Origin of the sequence: Herbiconiux liukaitaii (assembly GCF_041927495.1) — a bacterium.
GTDB lineage: Bacteria > Actinomycetota > Actinomycetes > Actinomycetales > Microbacteriaceae > Herbiconiux > Herbiconiux liukaitaii.
This window is the reverse complement of the sequence record NZ_JBHFHG010000008.1, coordinates 255314-280722: the sequence shown is the minus strand read 5'-3', so window position 1 is coordinate 280722 and position 25409 is coordinate 255314. Positions and strand designations below refer to the sequence as shown.

Sequence of the window (25409 nt, the reverse complement as noted above, 5' to 3'; positions counted from 1 at the left end):
CAGCATCCATGATCACCTCCCCACGACGCCGCATCGGCCGCATCGGTCTCACCGCCCTCGCCGCCGGAGCGGTCGCCGCCCTCGCGGCCTGCTCCGCCCCCGCCACCGGGACGAGCTCCGCAACCGGTTCCGGATCCGGATCCGATTCGACGCCCTCCGCCGAGGCCGGCACCCGAGTCGCCCTCTCGTACGAGGGCGGCATCCTCGTGCTCGACGGCACCACCCTCGACACCCTCGCCGATGTCGAGTCGGAGGAGTTCACCCGCTTGAACCCCGCCGGCGACGGCCGCCACGTCATGGTGACGATGAGCGAGGCATTCCAGGTGCTCGACACCGCGGCAGGCACCACCGAGGAGCCCACGCTCACCGATGCCGTCTTCGCCGCCGACACCCCCGGCCACGTCGTGCGCCACGCCGGCAAGACCGTGCTCTACGCCGACGGCACGAGCGACACCACGATCTTCGACACCGCCGACCTCGCTGCGGCCGATCTCACTGCGGCCGGCGGGTTGCCCGACGTGCAGACCATCAAGGGTGTCGAGGCGCACCACGGCGTCTCGGTGGTGCTCGAGGACGGCACCTTCCTCACCACCGTGGGCGACGCCGACGGCCGCACCGGCATCTCGGTGCAGGATGCCTCGGGCGCTGAGATCACCCGCAGCGACGACTGCCCCGGCGTGCACGGCGAGGGCACCGCCGAGAACGAGGCGGTCGTGTTCGGCTGCGAGAACGGCGCGCTCGTCTACAGCGACGGCGAGATCACCAAGCTCGATGCGCCCGACCAGCCCTACGGCCGCATGGGCAACGCCTACGTGAGCGAGACCAGCCCGATCGTCGTCGGCGACTACAAGAACGACCCCGACGCCGAGGGCTACCTGCTCGACGCCGTCACGCTCATCGACACCGCCGCGAAGACCCTCGAGGTGGTGCAGCTGCCCGAGGGTGTCGAGTACACCTTCCGCGACGTCGCTCGCGGCCCCGGCGACCTCGCCTACATCATCGGCACCGACGGCGCGATCCACGTGCTCGACCCCGCGACGGGTGAGATCACCGAGAGCTTCCCGGTGATCGAGGCGTGGGAGGGCCCCGTCGAGTGGCAGGATGCGCACCCCGCCATCGTGGTCGCGGGCGACATCGCATACGTCACCGAGCCCGCGGCGAACAGCATCCACGCGGTCGACCTCACCACGGGCGACATCGTGACCACGGGAGACCTCGAGGTCACCCCCAACGAGATCGCCGTCGCAAGCGACTAGTGATCCGCGAGGGGTCGCCCGATGCCGGGCGACCCCTCGCGCTCCGACCCCTCCGCGGGGCGCCCCTCCTGGTTCAGCGGTGCGCTGTCGCGGGCAGACCCTCCGGCGCCGACTCCGCTCGCACCCCGGCGGGCACGATCGAGAACGACCAGCTGCGACGTTGATCGAGATACCTGTCGACGACGATCTCGACGAGTTCGGACGCCGCGGCCTCGCCGTCCAGGAGAGGACGTGTGGTGCGGTCCCCCCCTGCCGCCTCCACCCGGTCACTGAAGTGCCCAGGGGCGAGGAGGTAGTTGGCCACGATCACCCGGCCCCGGGGACGCAGCTCGCGCCGAGCTGCGTCTACCGCTGACCCAAGCTCCGGGTGCGCAGCCGAGACGAAGCCGAGCGTCACCGGGTTGGCGATCTCAGCGGCCAGGAGCCGGCGCATCCGCTCGCAGTCGGCGACCGCGCGGGGGTCGGTCGACCCGGCTGCCGCCAGCACGACGCTGTCGGCCCGTGTCAACCCGACTTCGGCGAGTCGGCGTGCGAGCAGCACCGCGAGCCGCACGTCGGGTCCGAGAGCCGGCGTCGCAGCGGCGGGGATGCGCGACCGGACATCGGCGACCGCCTCGGCGAGGTCGACGTACACGTGGAAGCCTGCGGAGAGCAGCAAGGGCACGACGATCGCCGCGGAGTCGTCGGCGATGCGGTCGAGAGTGGTGGCGACATCCGGATCCTGCACGTCGACGTGGCAGCCGAGCACGCTCACCCGGGGCAGAGCCTCGGCCACGCTCGCCACCAGCTGTGCGACGGCGGCCTGCCCGAGGGGCGAGGAGGTGCCGTGCGACGCCAGCACGAGGTGCGGTGCATTCACACCTCGACCTCGATGAAACCGCCCACGATGCGCGTGCGATAGGTGCCGAGAGTGAGGCCGGGGTGACTGAAGCACTCCCCCGTGCCGAGGTCGTAGACCTGCTTGTGCAGCGGTGAGGCGATGGTGGGGCGATCGCCCTTCGACCCCACGATGCCGCGGGCCATCACATACGAGCCGGTGTCGGGGTCCCGGTGGGCCACCGCGTAGATCTCCCGCGCAGAGAGCAGCACCAGGGCGATCTGCTTCGTGCGGAGCAGCACGGCCTCGCCCCACGAGGGCTCGAGGTCACCGACCGAGCAGGCTCGCTGCCACGCGGGAGCCGAGGTACCGGCGGTGTCGGCGGTGTCGGCGGCACGGTCTGGCTCCGCGGCTTCGACGCCGGTGCTTCGTTCGATCAACATGCTCATGGCATCTCTCCCTCGTCTCCTCCGACGCTAGGAACCGGATGTTTCGCCCGCCGCAATCCTGTGTTTCCACCTCGTGAAACCTCCCTCACACCTGTTGACGACGCGTGTGCGGTGGATGTAACCGGCTGTTACACACGGGTAATCGCGACGAAATCGCGGCTGCCTAGGCTCGGTCCCATGACGTCGACACCTGTCTCCCCTCGCCGCCGCGTCGTCGTGATCGGCGGAGGACCGGCCGCCCATCGGCTCGTCGACTCGATCATGGCGCGCGACGGCGGCCGCACCATCGAGCTCGTGGTGGTCTCCGAGGAGCAGCACCTCCCCTACGACCGGGTGGCACTGACCCGCCGTCTCGACGACCCGGCCGATACGCTCGTGCTCCAGCCGACGTCGCACTGGGCGGCGGAGTCGGTCGTGCTGCGGCGCAACGAGCGTGCTGCAGCGATCGACACCGCGGCCAGGAGCATCACGCTGGCCGACGGCGAGCAGCTGCCCTACGATCAGCTCGTCCTGGCGACCGGATCGAGCGCGCCTGTCCCCGCCATCCCCGGCAGCGAGCACGTGCGCGTCTACCGCACCATCGACGACGTCGATGCGCTGCGCGCCGAGGTGGCGATGCTGACCGAGCGATTGGGTCGGGCGCCCAAGGCCGTGGTCGCAGGCGGCGGATTGCTCGGCCTCGAAGCGGCGGGAGGGCTGCAGCGTCTCGGCGCCGAAGCGACCGTGGTGCACTCCGGATCGTGGCTGATGTCGGCGCAGCTCGACGAGGGGGCAGGGCAGGCGCTGGGACGTCTCATCGCGGCCCAGCACATCGCACTCGAGCTCGGAACACGCCCGCGCGCCATCACGGTGGAGCGCGGCGGGGTCGAGGGCGTCACTCTGGCCAACGGTCGGAAGCTCCCTGCCGACCTGGTGGTCTTCGCCATCGGCATCACGCCGCGCGACGAGCTGGCTCGCGACGCCCGGCTCGAGCTCGGGCCGCGCGGAGGTGTGGCCGTCGACGCCGCATGCCGTTCCAGCGATCCCGACATCTTCGCCATCGGCGAGGTCGCGGCGGTCGACGGCCGCTGCGTGGGCCTCGTGGCCCCCGCCAATGCGATGGCCGAGACGGTCGCCGATCGGCTCCTCGGCGGCGTCGCCGAGTTCACCGCGGTCGACGATGCCACCAAGCTCAAGCTCTCCGGCGTCGAGGTCGCGGCCTTCGGCGATGCGATGGCCACGGGCGAGGGCGCGCTCGAGATCGTCTACGCCGATCCGGCTCGCGGGCTCTACCAGAAGATCGTCGTGAGCGACGACGCGCGCACACTGCTCGGCGGCATGTTCGTCGGCGATGCGAGCCCGTACTCCTCCCTCCGCCCACTCGTCGGCCGCACTCTCGACGCCGAGCCGGCCGCCTACCTCTCCGCGGCGGGGGCCGAACCCCCGGCCGGCAACGGCCTGCCCGACGATGCCCTCATCTGCTCGTGCAACAACGTGACTGCCGGCAGCGTGCGCGCTGCCGTGCGCGGCGACGACCACACGCCAGGATGCACCGAGCTCGGCGCCCTCAAGACCTGCACTCGCGCCGGCACCCAGTGCGGCTCCTGCGTTCCTCTGGTCAAGAAGATCCTCGAGACCGAGCTCGAGAAGAGCGGCATCTCGGTCTCGCGGGCCCTCTGCGAGCACTTCCCCGTCTCCCGGCAGGAGCTCTTCGACTCGGTGCGCGTACTGGGGCTCTCGAGCTTCGACGAGATCGTGTCCCGCTTCGGCACGGGCCGCGGCTGCGACGTCTGCAAACCGGTGGTGGCGTCGGTGCTGGCCAGTCAGCGCGGCGAATACGTGCTCGACGCCGGTCGCGGAACCCTGCAGGACACGAACGACCGGGCCCTCGCGAACATGCAGAAGGACGGCACCTACTCGGTCGTACCGCGCATCCCGGGCGGTGAGATCACCCCTGAGAAGCTCGGTGTGATCGCTCGGGTCGCCAGCGAGTACAAGCTCTACACGAAGATCACCGGCGGGCAGCGCATCGATCTGTTCGGGGCCCGCCTCGAGCAGTTGCCCGAGATCTGGCGGCAGCTCGTCGATGCCGGGTTCGAGTCCGGCCAGGCGTACGGCAAGTCGCTCCGCACCGTGAAGAGCTGCGTCGGATCGACCTGGTGCCGGTTCGGGGTGCAGGACTCGGTGGGCATGGCCGTGCAGCTCGAGCTCCGCTACCGGGGTCTCCGAGCCCCGCACAAGTTCAAGCTGGGGGTCTCCGGCTGCGCTCGAGAGTGCGCCGAAGCGCGGAGCAAGGACGTGGGCATCATCGCGACCGACCAGGGCTGGAACCTCTACGTGGGAGGCAACGGCGGCTTCCAGCCGGCGCACGCGCAGCTGCTCGCGAGTGATCTGGACGACGACACGCTCATCCGCTACATCGACCGCTACCTCATGTACTACATCCGCACCGCCGACAGGCTGCAACGCACGGCACGCTGGATGGACGAGCTCGACGGCGGGCTCGATCACGTGCGGGAGGTCGTGGTGGAGGACTCCCTTGGGCTCGCCGACGAGCTCGAAGCCGCGATGGCGAGGCACGTCGACGGCTACGAGGACGAATGGGCGGCCACCCTCGCCGACCCCGACCGGCTGCGGCGGTTCCGCTCGTTCGTGAACGCCCCGGACGAGGGCGACCCCTCCCTCGCCCGGGTGGAGGAGCGCGGGCAGCTGCGCCCCGCCACCGACGCCGAGAGGGCGGCGGGCACCGTGCTCGTGGCGGGCACGCGCATACCCGTGGGGCAGCCGACGGGCCATCCAGCAATCCACCGACCGGAGGAGATCGTATGACCAGGGCACGAGCACTCAAGACCTGCACCGGACATGTCGCGATCGTGGGCGGTGGCCCCGGCGACGAAGAGCTGCTCACCCTCGCCGCCGTTCGAGAACTGGAGCGGGCCGACGTCGTGCTCTACGACCGCCTCGCGCCGCACGCGAACCTCGATCGGTTGGCGCCGCACGCCCTGCTGATCGACGTGGGCAAGCGCCCCCACCACCACCCTGTGAGCCAGACCGAGATCGAGCAGCTGATGGTCGACCACGCGCTGGCGGGTCGGCGCGTGGTGCGCCTGAAGGGCGGCGATCCCTTCGTCTTCGGCCGCGGCGGCGAAGAGCTGCTGGCCTGCCGCCGCGCGGGGGTCCCGGCCCTGGTGGTGCCGGGCGTCTCGAGCGCGCTGGCCGTGCCCGCCTCTGCCGGCATCCCGCTCACCCATCGCGGCATCAGCCACGCCTTCACCGTGATCTCGGGTCACGCACCGTTCACCGAGATCGAGTTCGAGCACCTCGCCGGTCTCGGGGGGACCATCGTGGTGCTCATGGGCGTCACGAACCTGCCCTCGATCACCGCGGGCCTGATGCGGCACGGGATGCGCACCGACATGCCGGTCGCCGCGATCGAGCGCGGTTTCAGCCCAAGCTCGCGCACGACGGTGAGCTCGCTCGAGGACATCCTGCACGACTCGCACACGGTGGGCATCACCTCGCCCGCGGTGCTCGTCATCGGCGAGGTCGTGACCGTCGCTCAAGCCTGCGGCGACGCGGCCCTCGCGCACATCGACTCGCTCGCGGCGCTGACCGGCGTCTGAGGTGGGAGACGACAGGGCGCACGACCGGGCGGACGTGCCGGGGTTCCGACCCACCCAGCTGACCGGCTTCCGGATCGGGGTGACGAGCGATCGCCGCTCGCAGGATCTGATCGACGCGTTCGAGCGCCGCGGAGCCGCGGTCGTGCACGCCCCCACGATCCGCATCACCCACTCCCCGCACGACGAGGTGATCATCGTCGACACCCGCGCCATCATCGCCGCGCGCCCAGCGCTCCTGCTCGCCACGACGAGCTACGGGCTGCGGCGCTGGTTCGAGATCGCGGATTCGACCGGGCTCGGCCAGCCGCTGCTGGACACGCTGGAGGCCGCCGACATCCTCGTGCGGGGTCCGAAGGCGCGAGGCGCCATCCGGGCCGCCGATCTCGACGACGCGGGCATGAGCGACGAGGAGACCACGGCATCCCTCGTCTCGAAAGTGCTCGACGAGCATCCGCCGGGCATCACCGTGGCCGTGCAGCTGCACGGCTCCACCGACGAGCAGCAGCTCGACCGCTTGCGGGATGCCGGCTACACCGTGCTCACGGTGGCGCCTTACCAGTGGTCGGCCCCGAAGAACGACGACCACCGGGTGACCCGCCTGATCGACGCGATCTGCGCCGGCCAGCTGGACTGCGTGACCTTCACGAGCGCCCCCGCGGTCGACGCGCTGCTCGGCGCCGCGGAGGTGCTCGGTCAGCTGGAGCCATTGCTCGCGGCTTTCCGCGGCCCGGTCGTGGCCGCGGTGGTGGGTCCGGTGACCGCGGCCCCGCTGCTCGCGCACGGCGTGCAACCCATTCAGCCTCATCGCTTCAGGATGGGTGCGCTCATCCGGCTCGTCTGCGAGTGGCTCGAGCAGAACCAGGTGGCACGGGTCGAGACCAGGCACGGCCTCGTCGAGCTGCGCGGCAGCACGGCCTCGGTGAACGGCGAGTCCGTCACCCTGCCACCGACCGCGCTGGCACTGCTCCGTTCGCTCGTCTCGGCGAAGGGCGCTGTGGTGTCGCGGGCGACTCTCGCCGAGACGCTCGCCGCGGGCGGCGACGAGCACGCCCTCGAGATGGCGCTCAGCCGGCTGCGACAGGCGCTGCCCGTTCCCAAGATCGTGGCCACCGTGGTGAAGCGGGGCTACCGTCTCGACGTGTAGCCCCGCTCCGCCTGTCGTGCTCGAGATCACTCGACCCTCCCGGTCGTCACTCGGTCGCGAGGGCCGCGTCGTTGGTGAGCACCGCATCCTGCGAACGCACCACCGACCGGCGACGTGAGGCCACGGGGCGACGGGTGCCGGTGGCGGCCTTCCCTGCGGCGATCAGTCGTCGATCGCCGGGTGTGCGCGGGGACTTCGTGCGCGCATAGGTGAGGTAGAGCGGGATGGCAGTGAAGACCAGGCCACCCACCAGGTTGCCGAGCACCGTGGGGATCTCGTTCCAGATCAGATAATCGGCGATCGTGAAGTCGCCCCCGAGCAGGAGACCCGCCGGGAACAGGAACATGTTCACGATGGAGTGCTCGAAGCCCATGAAGAAGAACAGCATGATCGGCATCCACATGGCGATCACCTTGCCGGGCACATCCTTGGCGATCATCGACATCGCGATGCCGGTCGACACCATCCAGTTGCACAGCACGCCCCGGATGAAGAGGGTGAGCATTCCGGCCGCGCCGTGCTCCGCGTACCCGACCGTGCGGCCTTCGCCGATGTGGCCGATGGCCTCGCCGACCTCGTTCGGCGGCACCGAGAACCCGTAGGTCACGACGATCGCCATCAGCAGCGCCACGGTGAACGCACCGATGAAGTTGCCGACGAAGACGAGCCCCCAGTTGCGCAGCACACCCCCGATCGTGACGCCCGGTCGCTTGTCGAGCCAGGCCAGCGGCCCCAGCACGAAGACCCCCGTGAGCAGGTCGTAGCCGAGCAGGTACAGCATGATGAACCCCACAGGGAAGAGCACCGCCCCGAGAAGCGGCACGCCCGTGCTGACGCTCACCGTGATCGCGAACGCCGCGGCGATGGTGAGGAGCGCCCCACCCATGATGGAACGGACGATCGTGTCGCGGGTCGAGAGGAAGATCTTCGTCTCCCCCGCATCGATCATGGTCGAGACGAGCTCGACGGGCTTGACGTAGGACATGGAACGGCCTCCCCATTCGCGTGCAACGGATCCCGCCCGCGGCGGGTGTCTTCGACGCTATTCGGCTGCCGTTTCACCGCCGTGTCGGCTCGTGTGCAGTTGCGTTACCGTCCACTCACAGGCGCGGCGCAGCATTGTGAGGTCAGCGCAGAGGATTTCGGCCTGTGTTACATCTCGACTGTGACATCTGTTACATTCAGGATGTGACTGACTCGAAGATGTTCTCCTGGTTGCTGCTCGTCCCTCGCGTGCCGGCGCAGCCGTCGCGCCATCGCGTCGCGGTGTGGCGGGAACTGCGTCGCGCGGGCGCCGTGCCGGCGACCGCCGGCGCGTGGGCGGTACCCAACCTCCCCGCCTTCGCGGAGCAGGTGCCAGCGGTCCGCGAGCTCGCGGAACGCGGTGGCGGAACCCTCGTGGTCTGGGAGGCCGCCGGTCAGAACGATTCGGACACCGCCGTTCTCAGAGACGCCTTCGTGGCAGCGCGCATCGACGAGTGGAACGAGTTCGTCGCGGACTGCGGCAAGTTCGACGCCGAGATCGATCGCGAGTTCGCCAAGGAGAAGTTCACGTTCGGGGAGCTCGAGGAGGAGGAGCAGAGCCTCGAGCGGCTGCGCCGGTGGCACCGCGACCTCCTGCGTCGCGATGCGTTCTCGCTGCCGGAGGCCGTCGAAGGCACCGAACGCCTGGGCATCAGCACCGAGAAGCTCGCCTCGTACTCCGAGCGGGTCTTCGAGGTCAACCTGCCGCCGGAGGACACCGACTCCGGTCATTCGGTCTGACGGCAGGCCGGGAGGAGACGACGGAGCCCCGGTCGCTCGCACGGAAGGTGCGGGCGGCCGGGGCTCCGTGCTGACTCAGGCGGTGGGGATCCGGCGGCGGCGGCGTGCCACCACGAATCCCGTTCCGGCTGCGAGCAGCAGGAGGGCCGCCAGGGCCACGAGCGCCGCCTGGGTGCCCGTGTTCGCCAGGTCGCCGGCGTTGGAGGAACCGCCGTCGGAACCTGCGCCGCCGTTGCCGTTGCCGCCGTTGCCGTTGCCCGTGCCGTCTCCGCCGCCGGGGCCGGGGTCGGGGCTGGGGGTCGGGTCGGGCGTGGGGGTCGGTCCGGGGCCGGGGCCGGGCACGGGCTCCACCACCGTCGCCCCGAACACCGAGGCGAGCAGCTCAACGGCGGTGACGGCGTCCCCGCTCAGCAGAGCGTGCTCCGCATCCGCCGTGATCGCCGACGACTCGTCGCCCGTCGCCGTGGTGCCCGCGACCATCGCCGCCTGGGCGAGATCGCGCACCACCGAGACGAGCTCGTCGGTGGCCGCGAGCGTCGGCGCATCCATACCGGTGAGCGTCACCGACGAGGCGAGCGACGCCGATCCGGCATCAGCAGCACCGGCGGCACCAGAGGCACCCGCGAAGTCCCACGACCCCACGAGCGCCGCAGCGGCCTCGGCCGCCAGCTGCGCCACCGTGGCCCGGGCCTCAGCGGTGTCGAGCACCGCACCCGACCCGTCCCACACCGCAGCCGACACGAGCGCGTCGACCGCCGCCCGCGACTCCGACCCCTCGGGGAGGCTCGACGACAGCGCCGTCAGCCGCGCCAGCGGAGCATCCGTGCGCTCGCCCCACCCGTAGGCGTACAGCGGCTGGTAGTCGTCGTCGCCCACGTTGATCGGCACCTGCTCGGCGGTCGCCGGCCAGGTCAGCGGCAGTCGCCCGGTGAAGGGCTCGTCGCCGAACAGGGTGTCGGCCACGCCGGCGCCCTCGCTGCCGGGCAGGAACGAGGCCACGAGCCCCGAGATGCCGCCGAGCTGGTCGGTCACGAGCTGCGTGCGCCCGGCGACCACCACCACGACGCACTCCATGGCCGCGCAGACCGTGTCGACCGTCGACTGGTCGGCCGCCGTGAGCGACAGGCTGTGGCCGTTGTTGCCCACGTCGCCCTGTCCCTCCGCGTAGGGCGTCTCGCCCACGACCACCACACCCACGGTGCTGTCGCCCACGGGCGCCGAGGCGTCCTCCGAGTACGTGATCGTCGCATCCGGGGCCACCTGCTGCATGCCCGCGAGGATCGTGGTGCCCGTCGTGGTGGTGCCCGATCCGCCCTGCCACGAGATCGTCCAGCCGCCCATCTGGTTGCCCAGATCGTCGGCGTTCGACCCGGCGACGTACACCGAGGCGTCCTTCGCGAGCGGCAGCACACCGTCGTTCTTCAGCAGCACCTGCGACTCGGCCACGGCCTGACGCGCATCCGCCCGGTGGTCGTCGCCGCCGAACTGGTCGGCGAGGCTCCGGTCGGCGAAGGGCTGCTCGAACAGGCCGAGCTCGAACTTCTGGGTGAGGATGCGGCGCACCGCGTCATCCACCCGGCTCTCCGAGATCTTCGAGGTGCCCACCGCATCCGTGACGCTCGTGATGAACGCCGTGAAGTTGTAGGGCGCCATCGCCATGTCGAGACCGGAGTTCACCGAGCGCACGACCTTGTCGGCGTAGGTGCCGCCCGGCAGCTTGTCGATGCCCTCCCAGTCGCTGATGAGGAAGCCCTCGAACCCGAGCTCGTCCTTCAGCAGGGTGGTGTTGAGCGCGGTGTTCTCGTGCATGCGCACATCCCCTGTGCCGCCGATGTCGACTCCCGAGTACGACGGCATGATGCTGCCGACCCCGGCGTCGATCGAGGGGATGTACGGATCGACGTGCGTCGTGGTGAACTCCTCGAGCGAGGGCGACTCGGTGAGCCCCTGGTCGATCGGGTAGCCGTTGCCGGCCTTCGAAGGGTCGTAGGTGGTGCCGCCGTCTCCCGCCCAGTGCTTGGCGGTGGCGAGCACCTCGTCGGCGGCCGACTTGTCGCCGGCCTCGTCGCCCTGCAGACCCAATGTGTTCGCGGCTGCGAAGTTGGTGACCAGAGCGGGATCCTCACCGAACGACTCGTAGGCGCGGCCCCAGCGCTCGTCGCGACTCACGCAGAGGCACGGAGCGAACGCCCAGTTGACACCCGTGGTCTTGGTCTCGATGGCGGTGTCCTCGGCGAGCTGCTGCACGAGGGCCGGGTTGCGTGTGGCGCCCAGCCCGATGTTGTGCGGGAAGATCGTGGCGTCGAGCACATTGCTGTGACCGTGCACCGCGTCCGCTCCGTAGAGCAGCGGGATCTGCAGCGAGGTCGAGAGCGCCTGCCGCTGGAACCCGTCGACCATGTCGGCCCACGCCTCAGGGGTGTTCTCGGCCGGTGTGGATCCGCCGCCCGAGAGGATCGAGCCGAGCCCGAGGTCGGCGATCTGCGTGGGCGAGGTGAGTCCGAGGCGCTCGGCCTGGGCCATCTGGCCGGCCTTCTCGTCGAGGCTCATCCTGCTCATCAGGTCGTCGACCCGCTCCTCGGTGGAGAGCGACGAGTCGAGGTACGGCAGACCGTGCGCGTTCACCACCACGCGGGGGGCGGATGCGGGCAGCTGCGCGCCCTGGGCGTCGAGCACCACGGGGATGCTGCGCGCCTGGTCGCCCTCCGAGGCCGCCGCGAGAGCGGTGACGTCGAAGGTCAGCGTCGTGTCCGACTCGGTGCCGGCCGCGAAGGCGAGCGTTCCGCCGAACTCCGCGAGGTGCGTGCCGATCTCGGCGGTCCCCGTTCCCGGGCTGTAGGTCACGTCGACCGCCTGGTCGAGCGGGTCGCCGTTCGAGGTGGTGAGCGTGACGCCCACCTGCGTGGTGTCGCCCGGATTCAGCAGGTAGACGTCCTGCGTCGTGGTGACCGTGAGGTTGGCGGCCTGCTCCGGCGTGCCGTAGAGCTGCACGTCGTCGACGGCCCACCCGGTGCTCGTGGGCTTGCCGGGGGCGAAGGTGATGGCGAAGCCCCACGCGCTCGTGAGATCGAGGGTGCCGTTCTGGGTCTCGGCGCTGCCCGGCTGGTAGGCACCGATGGAGAAGGCGCTGAACGGCAGCTCCACGAGCTTCCAGCGGCTGGTCGAGCTGCCCCAGTTGTCCTTGAAGGTGGCCGACCACAGCTCGGAGTGCTCGCCGTCGGGCCCGCCGTCCTTGACCTCGACCTTGATGTCGTCGCCCGCCGTGGGCGAGGCCGGGTTCGAGGCCTGCGAGGCGTACCACCAGAAGCGGAGGCCCTGGTAGGAGCTCCAGTCCTGCGACGACGCGAGGTTGTCGCTGAAGCCCGCGTAGCCGCCGGCCGGAATGAGGTAGTCGCCCGAGAGCACCTTGTTGTCGGGCACGTCGCCGCGCTCCTGGGGGGTGACCTCCATGGTGGCCAGGTCGTCGGCCGAGCCCCAGGTGAAGAACCCGACGGGGTTGGTGGAGCTGCCGATCGGCACCTCGCCCTGGAAGTCCTCGAGGGTGGTGGCCCGCTCGAAGGTGGCGAAGTCGTCGAACGACCAGGTGCCCGCTCCGAGGCCCGTGAGGGTCACGGCGAAACCGGTGGAGGCCGACGGCAGGAAGCGCGCCGGGTTGGAGGGGTCGTTCTTGAGGCGCAGGTCGGTGAAGAGCACGCTGACCTGGCGCCATCCGGTGGAGTCGTCCACGACGTTGCGGTCGAAGAGCTGGCCGCCCGACTTGACCTCGAAGCTCAGCGTCTTGCCGCTGCCGGTGCCGAGGAACCAGAAGCTGAAGCCGTCCGAATCCGACCAGTCCTGCGCGGCGGTGTCGTTGGTGAAGCCGAACCAGTCGGAGGCGCCCGGGGTGCCGCCGACGGTCGCCACGAGCACGTGGTTGTCGGTGGGGGCGCCGGGGATGGTGTCGTCGACCACGGTGCTGAGCACGGGCTTGACGGTGTCGTTGCTGCCCCAGGTGGAGTAGTCGGCGGGAACACCCGACTCGAAGCCCTGCAGCACGGTGGTGGCGCCGTCGTTCGGCAGCTCGCCGGTGGGGCGGATGCTGACCACGGCACTGCTGCGGGTGCCGATGGTGATGCCGTCGGAGGGGTCGGTGAGGTTCAGCGTGAAGGTGCGCACGGGGGCGAGGGCGCCGTGCGAGACGGTCGGCATCGTGACGGTGGCCGAGGTCTGTCCGGCCGGGATGGTGACGGTCTCGTCCACGGCGGTGTAGTCGGCGCCCGCGATGGCGGTGCCGTCTGCGCTCGTGACCCGCACGGTCTGGTCGGCATCCGCTGCGCTGTTGAGCGAGACGGTCGCGGTGGCGTCGGAACCGGCGCCCACCTCGATGGCCTGCGAGGCGAAGCCCGCAGTCGGCACGGCGACCGTGCCGTGCACCGCGAAGGTGAAGACGGAGTAGCCGTAGTAGTGAAGGATGGGGGCCTCCCACGTGGCCGCCGCGCGCTTGAGCATGGCCAGGCGCACGTAGCGGGCCTCGACGGGGGCGGTGAAGGTCACGGCTTCGGTGGCGCCGGCGCCCGCGGTCTGCGAGTAGGCGGTGCTCCAACTGGCCGCGTCGTCGGGGTTCGCCGTGGCGACCTGCACGTCGTAGGCCACCGCGTAGGCGGCCTCCCAGCTGATGGAGACGCCCGTGACGGTGGCCACCGAGCCGAGGTCGCTCGTGAGCGAGGCGGTGAAGGTGGTGTCGGAATCCGGACCGTTGCCGCTCGCCCAGCGGGTGGTGGCGTTGCCGTCGGTGGCGTTCGAGGCCGGGAAGCTGCCGTCCTGGTCGTTCTGCGAGGCGGAGGCCGTGGTGATGCCGGTAAGGGCGAGGTCGGGTTCTGCCGCCGTTGCTGTGGTGGCGGTCTGACCGACGACGAGCACGGCACCCATCAGGGCGGTGATGACTCCGGCGGCGAGGAGGCTGCGAAGAGGCCTCCTGGTGGAACGTGTTTCTGATGACCTCAGGCCTGGTGCGGGCACTGTCACTCCTTCATGACGAACCGTTCTGCGTCGAACGGAACCTCCAGTACACCTCCCGAATTCGTCCGGCCCCAGGACGAATGGGCTTTCTGCGTGGCCCACGCCGCGGTGAGGGTGCGGTCGATGATGCCCACGAGCTCGGAGCGCTCGCCGAGCGAGGCGGAGCGGATGTCGACCCGCAGGGCGCCGGCCTCGGCCGATCCGTCTTCGCCTCCCGGAGTGAAGCGGGCGAAGGCCTCGCGCACGCCCTCCACGAGCGGGCCGCCCGACGAGCCGAACTGGCCGCCGAGAATGAGCACCTCGGCGTCGACGAACGAGCACAGCTGGGCGATGGCGCGGCCCACGCGCAGGCCGGCGCGGTGGTAGTCGGGCAGGGAGGCGGCCACGACGGTCTCGAGGCAGCCGCGTCGCCCGCAGCGGCAGAGGGCACCGCCCGGCTCGACCTGCATGTGGCCCATCTCGCCCGCCGTGCCCCTCGCGCCCGAGAGCAGCCTGCCGTCGACGATGAGGCCCGCTCCGACGCCGTGGCTGAGCTTGACGTAGAGCAGGTTGTCGAGCTCGGGCGAGGCGCCGTGGATGCGTTCGCCCCAGGCCCCGAAGTTGGCGTCGTTGTCGTAGACGAGGGGGCCCGTGAAGCCTGCCGGGCGCACGTCGGCGACATTCACGTCGCGCCAGCCGGGGAGGGCCACGGGGGCGCGGAGGGCGCCGCTCGGCATGATCACGGGGAAGGGGAACGAGATGCCGAACGCGGTGACGTCGGCGAGGGTCGACCGTGCCCTGCGGAGGGATGCCGCCACGAGGTCGTGCACGGCCCGGAAGGTCTCCGCGGCTCCCTCGTCGACGGGGAAGACGGAGCGGGTCTCGGTGAGCACGTGCGACTGGAGGTCGCTGATGGCGACGGTGATGTGGTGGTGGCCGAGGTCGCAGGCCACCACGACGCCGGGCTGGTGGGCGAGCTCGAGCACGGCAGTGGGGCGGCCGCGGCGGGCGGTGGTGGGGGCTAGTTTGCGCTCGACCACCAGGCCCTGGGCGATGAGTTCGGCGACCGACTGGGCTACGACGCTGCGGGAGAGGCCCGTGTGCTCGGCGATGGCGCGGCGGGTGGTGCGGCCGGCGCGACGGATGTATTCGAGGTGGTCGCGGTCGCTCTGTGCTGAATGGCCGTGGGCCGATCCACCGTGGGCCGATCCACCGTGGGCCGATCCGCCCGTCGCTGGTCCTGCCACCGCTCATCCCCTTCGATGACTGTGCACTGCTGCTGCACATTTCATTCAAACACATCGAGAGAATTCCGCTCGTCGCGGTCGGCGTGTGCGCGTGGGCCTCAGCGCGGGTCGAGGAGGGCGCGAAGGCCGCCGCGGAGGAGCGACTCCACCGTCGCCGGCATCTGCATCGGCGCTGGCGCGGCCGCTGCGGCCTGTGCAGCGCCGTCGAGCAGCCACGAGACCCACCTGGCGAGGTCGCTCGCCGGAGCATCTCGCCGGATCTCGCCCGCCTGCTGGCCCGCCTCCACGTGGCGGGCCAGGAAGTCGTCGACGAGCGCCGATTCGGCGTTCAGCGCCGCCGCCACCCGCGGATCCGACTCGACCCCCGCGAGGCCCGCGACGAAGACGCGGTACGACTCCTCGCTCACCTCGGCCCCGAGCGCGGTGGCGTAGCGCAGAACCGCCTCGAGGCCGGATGCGTTCTGCTCGATGCGAGCGAGGTGGTCGCGGAGGTCGTCGCATCCGGATTCCAGGACGGCGACGAGCGCATCGAGCTTGGTGGGGAAGTAGTGGAAGAACGTGCCCGACGAGATGCCCGCCTCGCGGCAGATGCCCGCGGTGGTCGAGGCCTGGTAGCCGTGGGTCGCGAACTCGGTGGAGGCGGCGGTGACGATGGCGGCGCGGCGCGACTCATACTTCTCGGGGTCGATGGGACGGGGCACAGGGGTGAGTCTACCGATTTCCTAGAGTGAATGCTCTAGAGCAGCTACTCTAGGAAACATGAGCGCATCCGACTCCCCCGGGCCGCAGCCGACGGGCACAGCCACCACCCCTGGCCGACGGGCGCCGTGGGTGCTCTGGGTGGTCGCGCTGGGGGGAATCGCGCTCGCCTACTCGCCGATGTGGCTGCCGAGGCTGCTCGATGCGGTCGGTCTCGAGAGAGGGGTGAGGAGCCCGGCATCGTCGATCGTGTGGAACGTGATCGCCGTCGCCGCCCTGCTCGCGTACGTGTTCGCCGTCGAGCGCCGTCCTCTCCGGTCGATCGGCCTGCGCCGGCCGCGTGCGAAGGATCTGGAGTGGGCGCTGTATCTGTTCGGCATCGTCATGGTGTGGCAGTGGATCGTGCTCACGTTCTTCCCGCCCGCCGCGGGCTCCGGCACGGCGGACTCCGGCACCGCGACCATCGCCGCGCTGCCCATCGCCGCGGTGCTCGGCCTCATCGTGTCATCGGCGGTGTGCGAGGAGATCCTGTTCCGCGGCTACCCGATCGAGCGCTTGAGCGAGCTCACCGGGCGGCGATGGGTCGCCTACGCCCTCACGGTCCCGCTCTTCGTCGCGCCGCACCTCGTGTTCTTCGGCCCGCAGTGGCTCTGGACGTCAGGCGTCGGCGCCCTAGCCCTCTACGTGCTCTACGCCAGAACCCGCAACCTCCCCGCCGGCATGCTCCTCCACCTCGCCCTCAACCTCCCCATCCTCATCCCGACCCTCGCCCACCACACCGCGCAGTGACCCCGCGCCACTCCCCCGCCCTGCCGATAGCCTTCGGGTGTGCAGAAGGATCCGGAGGAGTCGAAGTCGCGCACCTACCGCATCATGCTCTGGTGGTGGGTCGCCGCGCTGCTGCCACTCGGCGCGTGCGGTGTGGCCCTCTTCGTCCTGGTGGTCACGGATCGCCAGTGGTCGTTCGTGGGCGGCGCAGCGGCCGTGCTGGTCGCGCTGCAGATGCCGCCCGCGGTCTACTTCGGGTGGCTCGATGGGACTCGGCACACCCGCGCGGCCGCGATCCGCGCCCGCCGCCGCGAGCTCGGCCTGAAGCCGAGAGCCCACGCCAGAGATCCCGACGACCCGAAACCCTTCTGACGCACCGACTCCCGGCTACCCGAGCGTCGGACTTCTACGATGGCCACATGGGCATCGGGTTCGGACGGGTGGTGGTGAACGGAGCCATCCTCGCCGACCCGTACACCGCGGGGGTGGAGACGCTCCCGAGGTTCGAGGTCATCTCCGACTCAGGACCCCGCTACCGTATCGAGCAGATCGACCGGCGCAGGTGGAGTGGGCGTCGGTCGGACTCGGCACCGAATGAATCAGGAGGAACGGTCCTTCGCGGCGGCAACGTCCTCAATCGGTGGTACTCCTACACACGAAAAGGCCACTTCTTCTCCGGGGGTCACCAGAGGATGTTCATCAACGCCGTCTTCGGACTCATCGGCGAGCTCGACGGCGACCGTCTTCGGCCCTCACCCACCCCCTAGGCTTTCGGCATGGATGGCACGCAGGCCCCGCCGCGGTTCGCGCGGTACGTGTGGGACTTCGCGCTCGTGTCGTGCTGGGCCGCGATCGGGGTCCTGGCCTCGTCGCTGAGCGCGGAGGACTGGAAATGGCTCGGGTTCGTCCTCCCGGTCGCCGTGGTCTTCGGCCTGGCCGGATGGCTGGGCGGGTTCGCCCTCGCCGTCGCCACGCACTGGCTCGCCACGAAGGTCGCCCAGCGCACAGCGGACCCGCGGTCGCGTCGCGCGCGATCCACGGTAGTCGCTGCGGGCACCACCGCCGCGGCAGCCACCCTCGTCTCGCTCTTCGCGGAGAGGGCAATGGGCGCCCCCACCTGGCTGCTCATCGCCCTTCCACTGACCCTCGCCGCACTCTCCGCCCTCCTCTGGAAAACAGATCCGGAGTAGGCCCGCCGCCCCGGGCCACCCCACGGCCTAAAGGACGCGGTCGAAGAACTCCGCGGTGACGCTCCCGAAGTCGCCCCGTGCGTCGGGGTCGGCCTCGGTCTGGGCCTGGGCCTGCGCCCCGGGGCCCACTCTGGTGGCCCCACCGGCGTCGGCGGCCGACGGCTTGTCCGCCCACTCGTGGCTGCCCCCGGGGATCGCGACGAACTCGACGGGCCCGCCCACCTCCTGCAGAGCATCGCGGAGCGCCACGCCCTGCGCGAAGTCCACGATCTGATCGTCGGTGCCGTGCACGATCAGTGTGGGAGCAGCCCCCGCGGTGACCCAGGTGATCGGGCTCGCCTCGGCGAGCGCCTCAGCCGACGCCTCCGCACCGATGCCCGCTCCAGCTCCCGATCCCGCTCCGGCACCGGCGCCCGCCGCCGCGGCTCCCAGCAGCCACCGCACCTCGTCGGCCTCGGCCACCTCCGTCTCGCGCAGATCAGCAGGGCACGCCGCCAGCGAAGCGGCCTTCACGACCCCGGGCAGACGCAGCGCCAGATGAGCAGCGATGTGCGCGCCCGCAGAGAACCCCCACACCCCCACCCGCGCAGGGTCTCCCCCGAACGAAGCGATGTTCTCGACCACCCACCCCACCGCATCCCGAGCATCATCGAACTGCGCAGGCCACGCCGCACGCTTGCTCAGCCGATACGTCACAGACACGGTCACGTACCCCCGAGTGGCGAGCAGCGGATTCATCCACGGATGCATCCCCGCCCCACGATCCCCCTCATGCCACCCACCCCCATGGAAGAACACCGCCACAGGCAGCAGCCCGTCCCCCACCCCGCGGGCCGGCGCCAGCACGTCGAGCCGCAAGGCCTCCCCCGCCCGCTCGCAGTACGCCACCCCAGCAAAGAACGCCATAGGCGTCGGATCCATCACGGTCTCAGTCACCCCTCCATCTCACCTCATCGCACACCCGTTCTGCGACCTCGAACTCGCACTCGGACCGGCACCGCACCGCGAGATCCCCCGGGGCGAGGTCGTCTTCGCGCCCTGACGCCCCGTGAGGCGGCGAAGAGGGCGCGACACGTGCCGCCGCTAGGCTCAGCCACGTCAGCCACGACCCGGGGAGCCTCCATGACGATGAATCCGTATACGCCCGCCACCCCGCCGCCCGCGAGCGGCCAGCCCCTCGTGCGCTTCGGTGACGTCGGGATGACCGACCACTGGCTCATCACCCCCCAGGGCACGATCCCCCTGGCCAACACCCAGATCTACATCACCGACCAGACCCGCACCGAGCGCTACACCCCCACCTGGGCCATAGTCCTCGCCGTCCTCGGCTTCTTCTTCCTCTTCCTCGGCCTGCTCTTCCTCTTCGTGCGCGAGACCAGGGTCACAGGTTTCATGCAGATCACCGTCACCAACGGCACCTTCACCCATCAGACGGGCGAACCCGCCGGCTACGACACCGCAGCCCAGCTCTTCGAGCTCCAGAACCGCGCCAACTACGCCCAAGCCCTCATCGCCCGCGCCTGACCCCCAGCCCGCAGCGAGGCGCTGTGGAGCAGTCCCGGTTCGATCACGAGGTTGATCGCGACGTGCGCGAGCATGGCGGGGATGACCACCCGGTCGGACGCCACGTAGACCAGCGACAGCATCACCCCGAGGGCGAAGGTGGAGCCGAGAACCGGCACGGCGATCCGCCAGCTCCTCGCGAACAGCACCCACACGCCGTGGACGACCGCGAAGAGCGCCGCCGAGAGCACGATCTGCAGCAGAAGCGGAACCTCGTGCAACGCGAGAGCATCCATGACGACCCGCCGGAAGAACATCTCCTCCAGCACGCCGGACAGCAGCGCGAGCGGAATCGCGAGGAGGCGGAACCACGACCGTTCGACCGCGATGAGGCGAACGGTCGGAACCGCCCACAGCGTGTACGCGCTGTAGACGATCGCGACCACGATCGCGAGCACCCACCCCAGCGCGGGAACCGCGGACACCTCCCCCATCGCAGCCACGAACCGCGCCGGATCAGGCAGGATCCAGATCGAGAGCGCCACCACGAAGGAGCCGATGACACCTCCCGCCAGCAGGGTCGTCCGTCGCCGCGCACCCGCGTCGTTCACGAGGGATCCCTCTCGGATCGAGATCCGGCCGCCGTGTCGGATGGAGCCACCGAAGCATGCCGCGCCCGCAGATCATGGAGATACCCGTGTACGTGTTCACGCAGTGCCCGGGGCGAGAACAGCGCGGGCCGGGAGAGGGCGTTCAGCGCGAGTCCGTCCACGAAGGCGCGCAACCTCACCGCCTCGCCGGGGCGATCGCGGCCGGTGAACACCTCGACGCTCCAGCGGGCGAGGTGATCGAGCCCCTCCTCGGCGTCGTCGAGCACCTTGCGGTTGGCTGCACCCCGCACACTCACGAGGGCACTGAACCAGACGTGCGCCTCGACCCGTCGGACATCGTCGAGCGGCAGAACGCTGCACCACGCGTCCTCGACCTGCTCCTCGAGGCTGCCCTTCACGTCGGCGGCGTCGATCCTGACGCGCTGCTCCTTGATGGCCAGCTGCAGAGCGTGGGAGATGAGGTCCTCCCGCGTCGCGAAGAAGTACTGCAGGGTCGACGCAGGGATGCCCGCACGCCCCGCGACGGATCGAATGCTGAGCCCCATGACACCGTGCTCCTCGAGCACCGCCCAGACCGCACGCCCGATTGCGTCCCGCCGTTCCTCATGATCCACCCGTTTCGGCATCCGCACTCCCCTTCACCATACGTTCGTACGGCAAAGAGTAGTACCGATTCGTGACGGCGGAAAGTTTTGCGTGCAAAAGGGCGGCGCCTCGGCCACACTGGCTCCACCACATCATGGAGCGAGGGGAATCACACATGAGCACGGAATCACCGATCGGCACGGGATCACCTAGGGGCACCGAGGAGATCATCCTGGGCGACCTGCCCGCCGGCATCGTGCGCGCCGATGAGGCCTACGCAGGCCGCGTCTGGAACGTCCTGGGCCACACCTACGTCACCAAGATCGAGAGCGCCTCCACGTACTCCTGGCTCTCGCTCGACCCCGCCGGCACGGGCGTGCCCCCGCACGTGCACCCCACGCAAGACGAGTTCATCTACGTCTTCGAGGGCGTCTACACGCTCTACCTCGACGGCGAGTGGACCACCGCCGGCCCCGGCGACCTCGTGCAGATGCCCCGCAACCTGCCGCACGCCTACTACAACAAGCAGGAGTCCGACGCGAAGTCGCTCTTCTGGGTGAGCCCCGGCGGCAAGCTCGCCAACCTCTTCAGCCTGCTGCACAACGTCACCGACCCCGAGGAGGTCGTGCGGCTCTCCGCCGCCAACGGCGTCGACTTCCTGGCGCCGGGCACCGTCGAAGGCGCGTGACCACCGCCACCGCCGGGGACCCCGCAGGCCCTGACCGCCTGCTCCGCTACGGCCCGCACGACGACCAGCGGATCGAGCTCTCGCACCCGCGCGGGCAGCCGCGGGGCACGGTGGTGCTGATCCACGGCGGCTATTGGCGCGAGCCCTTCACCGCCGCCCTCATGCGCCCCCTCGTGCCCGAGTTCACGGCGCGGGGGTGGGCGGTGGCGAACCTCGAGTACCGCCGGGGCGCGGCCGGCTGGGCGGCGATGCACGACGACCTCGTCGCGGGCTTGGCCGCGGTGAGATCGACGGCCCCCACCCCTGCTCCGGATGCGCGCCTGGCTCTCGTCGGCCACTCCGTCGGCGGCCAGCTGGCCCTGCTCGGCGGGCAGGAGGGCGATGCGGTGGTGGCCCTGGCCCCGGTCACCGACATCGCCCGCGGCTACCACGAGTCCATCGGTGACGGCGCGGTCGCCGAGTTCTTCGGAGACGACCCCACCACCATCCCCGACGCCTACGCAGAGGCCTCCCCGCTGGCCCATCTCCCACCCAGCGCCGAGGTCCTCCTCGTCCACGGAGCAGACGACACCCGGGTCCCCCTTCCCCACACCCGCGCCTACCTGCAAGCCGCCCAAGCCGCCGGCGCGACCCCCACCCTCCTCGAACTCCCCCACCTCTCCCACCTGGACGCGATTGCCCCGGATGCCCCCCACTGGCCCCGAGTCCACACCTGGCTGGACCACTGGCAGCACCCACCCCGCATGTAGACGGCGAGCTGTTCTCACACGGTGAGTGCGGCGATCTCCGCGAGGCGGCGCCGGGTGGCGGCGTAGGCCTCCACGAGGGTGGCGGTGAAGCCCGCGTCGACCGACTCGGCCCAGCTGTCGAAGGCCTGCCGCAGGGCGACGCCGGCGTACTCGGTGATCAGTCGCGCCTGTTCCGGCAGCAGCCGACCGTCGAATGCGGCGTCGATCTGCCGCGCGAGCTCCCACGAGCGTGTCGCGTCGAGCGAGACGGCCGCGGCGCGCAGGGCGGGCTCGGTGAACATCAGGCGTCGCACCCTCAGCTGCTGGCGGGCGACCGGAGCCAGGGGGCCGTCGAGGTCCTGCAGAACGCTCGCGTAGACCGCCTCGAGCTGCGGCAGCACCGGTTCGTCGACCGCCACATCGGCGAGCCAGCCGGCGAGCGGCTCCTCGAACTCGGTGTGCAGGGTGAGCACCGACTCCTCTTTGCTCGGCAGGTAGCGAAAGCAGGTGCGGTCGGAGATCCCCGCCGCGGCGGCGATGTCGTGCACGGTGGTGGCGGCCAGGCCGTTCTGCTCGAAGAGCGTGACGGCGGCCTCGGTGATCTCGGCCAGGGTCGCGCGTCGTCGACGCTCACGCAGATCGACAGCACGCTCAACAACCGTGCGCTGAACAACCGTGCGCTGAACAACGGATGACTCGCTCATGGCGGCTCCTTCCATCATCAGGCCGTCTAGGTCATTATCTGCCTAAATGGCATAGACTGCCAATCAGCGTCGATGTCGCCGCTCTCCACCCATGCCGCCCCACCCCTCCCGGAGAACGAATGACCACGCACTCGACCGACGTCGCCGCCACCCGCTCCGCCGCGCCCGCCACGCCCGCCACGCCCGCCGACGAGCGGTTGGCCAAGGGCGCCCCTCTGGTGATCGGCCTGCTCGTGGTGGCCGCCTTCGTGGTCATCCTGAACGAGACCATCATGAGCGTCGCGCTGCCGAGCCTCATGGTCGACCTCGACATCCCCACCTCGACGGCCCAGTGGCTGACCACAGGGTTCCTGCTCACGATGTCGGTGGTCATCCCCACGACCGGCTTCATCCTGCGCCGGTTCACCATGCGCCAGGTGTTCGGCGCCGCGATGGTGCTGTTCTCCCTCGGCACCGCCATCGCTGCAATCGCCCCCGGCTTCGGAGTGCTGCTGCTCGGCCGGATCGTGCAGGCCAGTGGTACCGCGATCATGATGCCGCTGCTGATCACCACCGTGCTCACCCTCGTGCCCGCCGCACGCCGGGGGCGCATGATGGGTGTCATCTCGATCGTGATCGCCGTGGCCCCGGCCATCGGCCCCACCGTGTCGGGCCTCATCCTGAGCACCCTCACCTGGCGCTGGATGTTCATCATCGTGCTGCCCATCGCGGTCATCGCGCTCCTGCTCGGACTCTGGAAGATCACCAACCTCACCGAGACCGCGAAGGTGCGGCTCGACATCGTCTCCGTGGCGCTCTCGACCCTCGCCTTCGGCGGGATCATCTACGGCCTCAGCAGCATCGGCGAGTCGGCCGAGGGTGCGGCCCTCGTGCCGGCCTGGGTTCCACTCGTCGTCGGCGGCCTGGCCCTGGCCGGGTTCATCGCCAGGCAGATCGTGCTGCAGCGCGATGACCGCGCACTGCTCGACCTGCGCACCTTCAAGACCCGCAGCTTCGTGGTGGCGGTCGTGATGGTGTCGGTGAGCATGATGGCACTGTTCGGCAGCCTCATCATCCTGCCGCTGTACCTGCAGAACGTGCTGCAGCTCGACACGCTCGAGACCGGTCTGCTGCTGCTGCCCGGGGGCGTGCTGATGGGCGTGCTCTCGCCGATCGTGGGCCGGGTGTTCGACCGGGTCGGCCCCCGCCCCCTCGTCATCCCGGGGGCGTTCATCGTGAGCGCCGCGCTCTGGGGCATGGCCACCCTGCTGCACGAGGGCAGTTCGATCGGCTGGGTGATCGCGGTGCACCTGCTGCTGAACGCCGGATTCGCGTTCATGTTCACCCCGCTGCTCACCTCGGCGCTCGGTTCGCTCAAGCCCTCGCTCTACGCACACGGCAGCGCGACCACCTCGACGCTTCAGCAGCTCGCCGGCGCCGCCGGAACCGCCCTGTTCGTCACGGTTCTCTCGACCACGACGGCGGCGGGACTCACCGAGGGCCTCTCCGAGGTCTCGGCCACGGCCGCCGGGGTGCAGGCCGCGTTCCTGGTCGGCGGGTTCATCTCGCTCGCGGCGATCGTGGCGTCGTTCTTCGTCCGTCGCCCGTCAGGTGGGCTGCCCGCGGGCGTCGTCGCCCACTGAGTCGCGATCACGCCCTCTAGGTGCGCTGGTGGCCCGCGTAGGCCACCGACGCGCCGAGTCGCGCCGCGAGCTCCATGCTGCGCCGGCGGGCCGGGGAGAGGTCGTAGGGCATGCTCCGGATGATCTCCGCCGCGCTCCTCCCGCGGGAGCCCGTCGCGGGGTCGGAGTCGGTGTCGGTGTCGGCATCAGGTGCCGGGTCAGCGTCCTCGGGCGGGTGCAGCTCGTCCCAGGCATCGAAGAGGGCGTCGTCGTCCTCCAGCTGACCGGACTCCTCGATGACGCGCATCAGCGTGGTCTCGAAGGCGTGCCGCTCGGCCGCCACCTCCGCCACCCGGGGGTCGTCCACCGCGACCGTGTCGTCAAGAGCCTCCTCGGCGGCGTCGACGCGATCGGACTCCGCCCGCAGTGCCGGATCGGCGGCAAGGGCGAGGAAACGGCCGGCCTGGACGGCGGCGCCGAGCGGGCCGAAGATCCGCTCGGTGACCAGCAGGACGTCGAGATCGTCCTGGCGCAGCGACCCCTCGGGTGCGCCCTCGAGGCGGCCGGAGACGAGATCGTCGAGCAGTCCCAGCCGGCTGCCGAGGGCCCGCATGCGCTGCACCGAGGCCCGCTTCTGCTGCAGCTCGGCCTCCTGCGCGGCGAGGGTGTCCTCCAGCCGCGCCAGGACGCCCGCGACCTCGTCCTCGCCGCCGCCCTCGCTCTCATCCCCGCCGCCGGCGCCGCCCGGTGCCGCACCGTCGAAGGCGTCGCGGATGTCGTCGAGGGCGATCCCGGCGTCGGCCATCCGTCGGATCCAGAGCAGCCGGATGATCTCCGCGTAGCCGTACCGGCGGCGGCCGTCACTGCCCCGCTCGCGCTCGGGGAGCAGGCCGACCTGGTGATAGTGGCGGATCGCCCGGGGAGTGATGCCGACGAACGCCGCCGCGTCGCCGATCGGGACATGACGGGGCGGGGTCGGGAACGGGTGCATGGCGGGCCTCTCGGAGCGGGACGGGACGTGCTTCGATCACAACACATGACGCTGCGGCAGGTGCAACCCGCACTCACGAGCTGGC

At 70.5% G+C, this 25409-nt stretch carries 24 protein-coding genes; 13 read left to right on the top strand and 11 right to left on the bottom strand.

What is annotated here, in order from left to right:
- The first annotated feature begins 8 nt into the window (after positions 1–8).
- A complete protein-coding gene (gene aztD, locus ACEXQC_RS17870; protein ID WP_374825462.1) occupies positions 9–1256 on the top strand; it encodes a zinc metallochaperone AztD in 1248 nt (415 codons plus the stop codon).
- Between the two features lie 73 nt (positions 1257–1329).
- On the opposite strand, the gene ACEXQC_RS17865 is transcribed toward aztD, so the two are convergent.
- Complete coding sequence (locus tag ACEXQC_RS17865; protein ID WP_374825460.1) at positions 1330–2115, bottom strand: sirohydrochlorin chelatase; 786 nt, start codon at positions 2113–2115, stop codon at positions 1330–1332.
- Positions 2112–2516: a nitrite reductase small subunit NirD gene (nirD, locus tag ACEXQC_RS17860; protein ID WP_374825727.1), complete on the bottom strand. Its 405-nt coding sequence runs from the start codon at positions 2514–2516 to the stop codon at positions 2112–2114. Before nirD ends, ACEXQC_RS17865 begins: the two co-directional genes overlap by 4 nt.
- A 183-nt stretch (positions 2517–2699) precedes the next feature.
- On the opposite strand from nirD, the gene nirB reads away from it, so the two are divergent.
- The 3 genes from nirB to ACEXQC_RS17845 are packed head-to-tail and all read left to right on the top strand — an operon-like array spanning position 2700 to position 7268.
- Positions 2700–5330 carry a nitrite reductase large subunit NirB gene (nirB, locus tag ACEXQC_RS17855; RefSeq protein WP_374825458.1) on the top strand — a complete coding sequence of 877 codons (2631 nt, stop codon included), beginning with the start codon at positions 2700–2702 and terminating at the stop codon, positions 5328–5330.
- Positions 5327–6124 (top strand): uroporphyrinogen-III C-methyltransferase, encoded by a 798-nt coding sequence (cobA, locus tag ACEXQC_RS17850; RefSeq protein ID WP_374825456.1) that lies wholly within the window; start codon positions 5327–5329, stop codon positions 6122–6124. Before nirB ends, cobA begins: the two co-directional genes overlap by 4 nt.
- 1 nt (position 6125) lies before the next feature.
- A complete protein-coding gene (locus ACEXQC_RS17845) occupies positions 6126–7268 on the top strand; it encodes a uroporphyrinogen-III synthase (protein WP_374825454.1) in 1143 nt (380 codons plus the stop codon).
- 46 nt (positions 7269–7314) lie between these two features.
- Here the strand turns inward: ACEXQC_RS17845 and ACEXQC_RS17840 are convergent, their stop codons facing one another.
- Positions 7315–8253, bottom strand: a complete 939-nt coding sequence (locus ACEXQC_RS17840; protein ID WP_374825452.1) for a formate/nitrite transporter family protein — start codon at positions 8251–8253, stop codon at positions 7315–7317.
- A gap of 203 nt (positions 8254–8456) precedes the next feature.
- Between ACEXQC_RS17840 and ACEXQC_RS17835 the strand changes: the two genes are divergently transcribed.
- Complete coding sequence (locus ACEXQC_RS17835) at positions 8457–9032, top strand: Chromate resistance protein ChrB (RefSeq protein ID WP_374825450.1); 576 nt, start codon at positions 8457–8459, stop codon at positions 9030–9032.
- A gap of 75 nt (positions 9033–9107) precedes the next feature.
- Here ACEXQC_RS17835 and ACEXQC_RS17830 read toward each other — a convergent pair whose 3' ends face one another.
- From ACEXQC_RS17830 to ACEXQC_RS17820, 3 genes are all read right to left on the bottom strand, one after another.
- Complete coding sequence (locus tag ACEXQC_RS17830) at positions 9108–13940, bottom strand: glycoside hydrolase family 3 N-terminal domain-containing protein (protein WP_374825448.1); 4833 nt, start codon at positions 13938–13940, stop codon at positions 9108–9110.
- 92 nt (positions 13941–14032) lie between these two features.
- A complete protein-coding gene (locus ACEXQC_RS17825; protein ID WP_374825446.1) occupies positions 14033–15256 on the bottom strand; it encodes an ROK family transcriptional regulator in 1224 nt (407 codons plus the stop codon).
- A 98-nt stretch (positions 15257–15354) separates the two neighbouring features.
- Positions 15355–15957 carry a TetR/AcrR family transcriptional regulator gene (locus ACEXQC_RS17820; RefSeq protein WP_374825444.1) on the bottom strand — a complete coding sequence of 201 codons (603 nt, stop codon included), beginning with the start codon at positions 15955–15957 and terminating at the stop codon, positions 15355–15357.
- A 58-nt stretch (positions 15958–16015) separates the two neighbouring features.
- On the opposite strand from ACEXQC_RS17820, the gene ACEXQC_RS17815 reads away from it, so the two are divergent.
- From ACEXQC_RS17815 to ACEXQC_RS17800, 4 genes are read left to right on the top strand one after another with little or no spacing between them, the layout of a single operon-like run.
- On the top strand, positions 16016–16744 hold the full coding sequence (locus ACEXQC_RS17815) for a CPBP family intramembrane glutamic endopeptidase (protein WP_374825442.1): 729 nt from the start codon (positions 16016–16018) through the stop codon (positions 16742–16744).
- Between the two features lie 39 nt (positions 16745–16783).
- Positions 16784–17095, top strand: coding sequence for a hypothetical protein (locus tag ACEXQC_RS17810; RefSeq protein ID WP_374825440.1), 312 nt, complete (start codon positions 16784–16786; stop codon positions 17093–17095).
- 47 nt (positions 17096–17142) lie between these two features.
- The gene (locus ACEXQC_RS17805; protein WP_374825438.1) at positions 17143–17490 is read left to right on the top strand and encodes a hypothetical protein; all 348 of its coding nucleotides are present in this window, start codon (positions 17143–17145) and stop codon (positions 17488–17490) included.
- Positions 17491–17499: 9 nt separating this feature from the next.
- Complete coding sequence (locus ACEXQC_RS17800) at positions 17500–17913, top strand: hypothetical protein (RefSeq protein WP_374825436.1); 414 nt, start codon at positions 17500–17502, stop codon at positions 17911–17913.
- 27 nt (positions 17914–17940) lie between these two features.
- Here ACEXQC_RS17800 and ACEXQC_RS17795 read toward each other — a convergent pair whose 3' ends face one another.
- Positions 17941–18849: an alpha/beta hydrolase gene (locus ACEXQC_RS17795; protein ID WP_374825434.1), complete on the bottom strand. Its 909-nt coding sequence runs from the start codon at positions 18847–18849 to the stop codon at positions 17941–17943.
- Between the two features lie 186 nt (positions 18850–19035).
- Between ACEXQC_RS17795 and ACEXQC_RS17790 the strand changes: the two genes are divergently transcribed.
- Complete coding sequence (locus tag ACEXQC_RS17790; RefSeq protein WP_374825432.1) at positions 19036–19437, top strand: hypothetical protein; 402 nt, start codon at positions 19036–19038, stop codon at positions 19435–19437.
- Here the strand turns inward: ACEXQC_RS17790 and ACEXQC_RS17785 are convergent.
- On the bottom strand, positions 19407–20027 hold the full coding sequence (locus ACEXQC_RS17785) for a CPBP family intramembrane glutamic endopeptidase (protein ID WP_374825430.1): 621 nt from the start codon (positions 20025–20027) through the stop codon (positions 19407–19409). The genes ACEXQC_RS17790 and ACEXQC_RS17785 overlap by 31 nt on opposite strands.
- Complete coding sequence (locus ACEXQC_RS17780; RefSeq protein WP_374825428.1) at positions 20024–20572, bottom strand: TetR/AcrR family transcriptional regulator; 549 nt, start codon at positions 20570–20572, stop codon at positions 20024–20026. Before ACEXQC_RS17780 ends, ACEXQC_RS17785 begins: the two co-directional genes overlap by 4 nt.
- 215 nt (positions 20573–20787) lie before the next feature.
- Between ACEXQC_RS17780 and ACEXQC_RS17775 the strand changes: the two genes are divergently transcribed.
- Both ACEXQC_RS17775 and ACEXQC_RS17770 read left to right on the top strand, forming a co-directional pair.
- On the top strand, positions 20788–21300 hold the full coding sequence (locus ACEXQC_RS17775) for a cupin domain-containing protein (protein ID WP_374825426.1): 513 nt from the start codon (positions 20788–20790) through the stop codon (positions 21298–21300).
- Positions 21297–22049, top strand: a complete 753-nt coding sequence (locus tag ACEXQC_RS17770; RefSeq protein ID WP_374825424.1) for an alpha/beta hydrolase family protein — start codon at positions 21297–21299, stop codon at positions 22047–22049. Before ACEXQC_RS17775 ends, ACEXQC_RS17770 begins: the two co-directional genes overlap by 4 nt.
- A 14-nt stretch (positions 22050–22063) precedes the next feature.
- Here ACEXQC_RS17770 and ACEXQC_RS17765 read toward each other — a convergent pair whose 3' ends face one another.
- Positions 22064–22732 (bottom strand): TetR/AcrR family transcriptional regulator, encoded by a 669-nt coding sequence (locus tag ACEXQC_RS17765; protein ID WP_374825422.1) that lies wholly within the window; start codon positions 22730–22732, stop codon positions 22064–22066.
- 119 nt (positions 22733–22851) lie between these two features.
- Here ACEXQC_RS17765 and ACEXQC_RS17760 point away from each other — a divergent pair, with 119 nt between their 5' ends.
- Entirely contained in the window at positions 22852–24354 is a 1503-nt protein-coding gene (locus tag ACEXQC_RS17760; protein WP_374825420.1) for a DHA2 family efflux MFS transporter permease subunit, read from the top strand.
- A 16-nt stretch (positions 24355–24370) separates the two neighbouring features.
- On the opposite strand, the gene ACEXQC_RS17755 is transcribed toward ACEXQC_RS17760, so the two are convergent.
- Positions 24371–25324, bottom strand: a complete 954-nt coding sequence (locus ACEXQC_RS17755; RefSeq protein WP_374825418.1) for a MerR family transcriptional regulator — start codon at positions 25322–25324, stop codon at positions 24371–24373.
- Positions 25325–25409 lie beyond the last annotated feature (85 nt).

Coding starts and splice junctions, on each gene's coding strand:
- aztD (WP_374825462.1), top strand. CDS start 9: ATGATCACCTCCCCACGACGCCGCATCGGCCGCATCGGTCTCACCGCC.
- nirD (WP_374825727.1), bottom strand. CDS start 2,516: ATGTTGATCGAACGAAGCACCGGCGTCGAAGCCGCGGAGCCAGACCGT.
- nirB (WP_374825458.1), top strand. CDS start 2,700: ATGACGTCGACACCTGTCTCCCCTCGCCGCCGCGTCGTCGTGATCGGC.
- cobA (WP_374825456.1), top strand. CDS start 5,327: ATGACCAGGGCACGAGCACTCAAGACCTGCACCGGACATGTCGCGATC.
- ACEXQC_RS17840 (WP_374825452.1), bottom strand. CDS start 8,253: ATGTCCTACGTCAAGCCCGTCGAGCTCGTCTCGACCATGATCGATGCG.
- ACEXQC_RS17830 (WP_374825448.1), bottom strand. CDS start 13,940: ATGGGTGCCGTGCTCGTCGTCGGTCAGACCGCCACCACAGCAACGGCG.
- ACEXQC_RS17815 (WP_374825442.1), top strand. CDS start 16,016: ATGAGCGCATCCGACTCCCCCGGGCCGCAGCCGACGGGCACAGCCACC.
- ACEXQC_RS17805 (WP_374825438.1), top strand. CDS start 17,143: ATGGGCATCGGGTTCGGACGGGTGGTGGTGAACGGAGCCATCCTCGCC.
- ACEXQC_RS17800 (WP_374825436.1), top strand. CDS start 17,500: ATGGATGGCACGCAGGCCCCGCCGCGGTTCGCGCGGTACGTGTGGGAC.
- ACEXQC_RS17790 (WP_374825432.1), top strand. CDS start 19,036: ATGACGATGAATCCGTATACGCCCGCCACCCCGCCGCCCGCGAGCGGC.
- ACEXQC_RS17780 (WP_374825428.1), bottom strand. CDS start 20,572: ATGGGGCTCAGCATTCGATCCGTCGCGGGGCGTGCGGGCATCCCTGCG.
- ACEXQC_RS17775 (WP_374825426.1), top strand. CDS start 20,788: ATGAGCACGGAATCACCGATCGGCACGGGATCACCTAGGGGCACCGAG.
- ACEXQC_RS17765 (WP_374825422.1), bottom strand. CDS start 22,732: ATGAGCGAGTCATCCGTTGTTCAGCGCACGGTTGTTCAGCGCACGGTT.
- ACEXQC_RS17760 (WP_374825420.1), top strand. CDS start 22,852: ATGACCACGCACTCGACCGACGTCGCCGCCACCCGCTCCGCCGCGCCC.
- ACEXQC_RS17755 (WP_374825418.1), bottom strand. CDS start 25,324: ATGCACCCGTTCCCGACCCCGCCCCGTCATGTCCCGATCGGCGACGCG.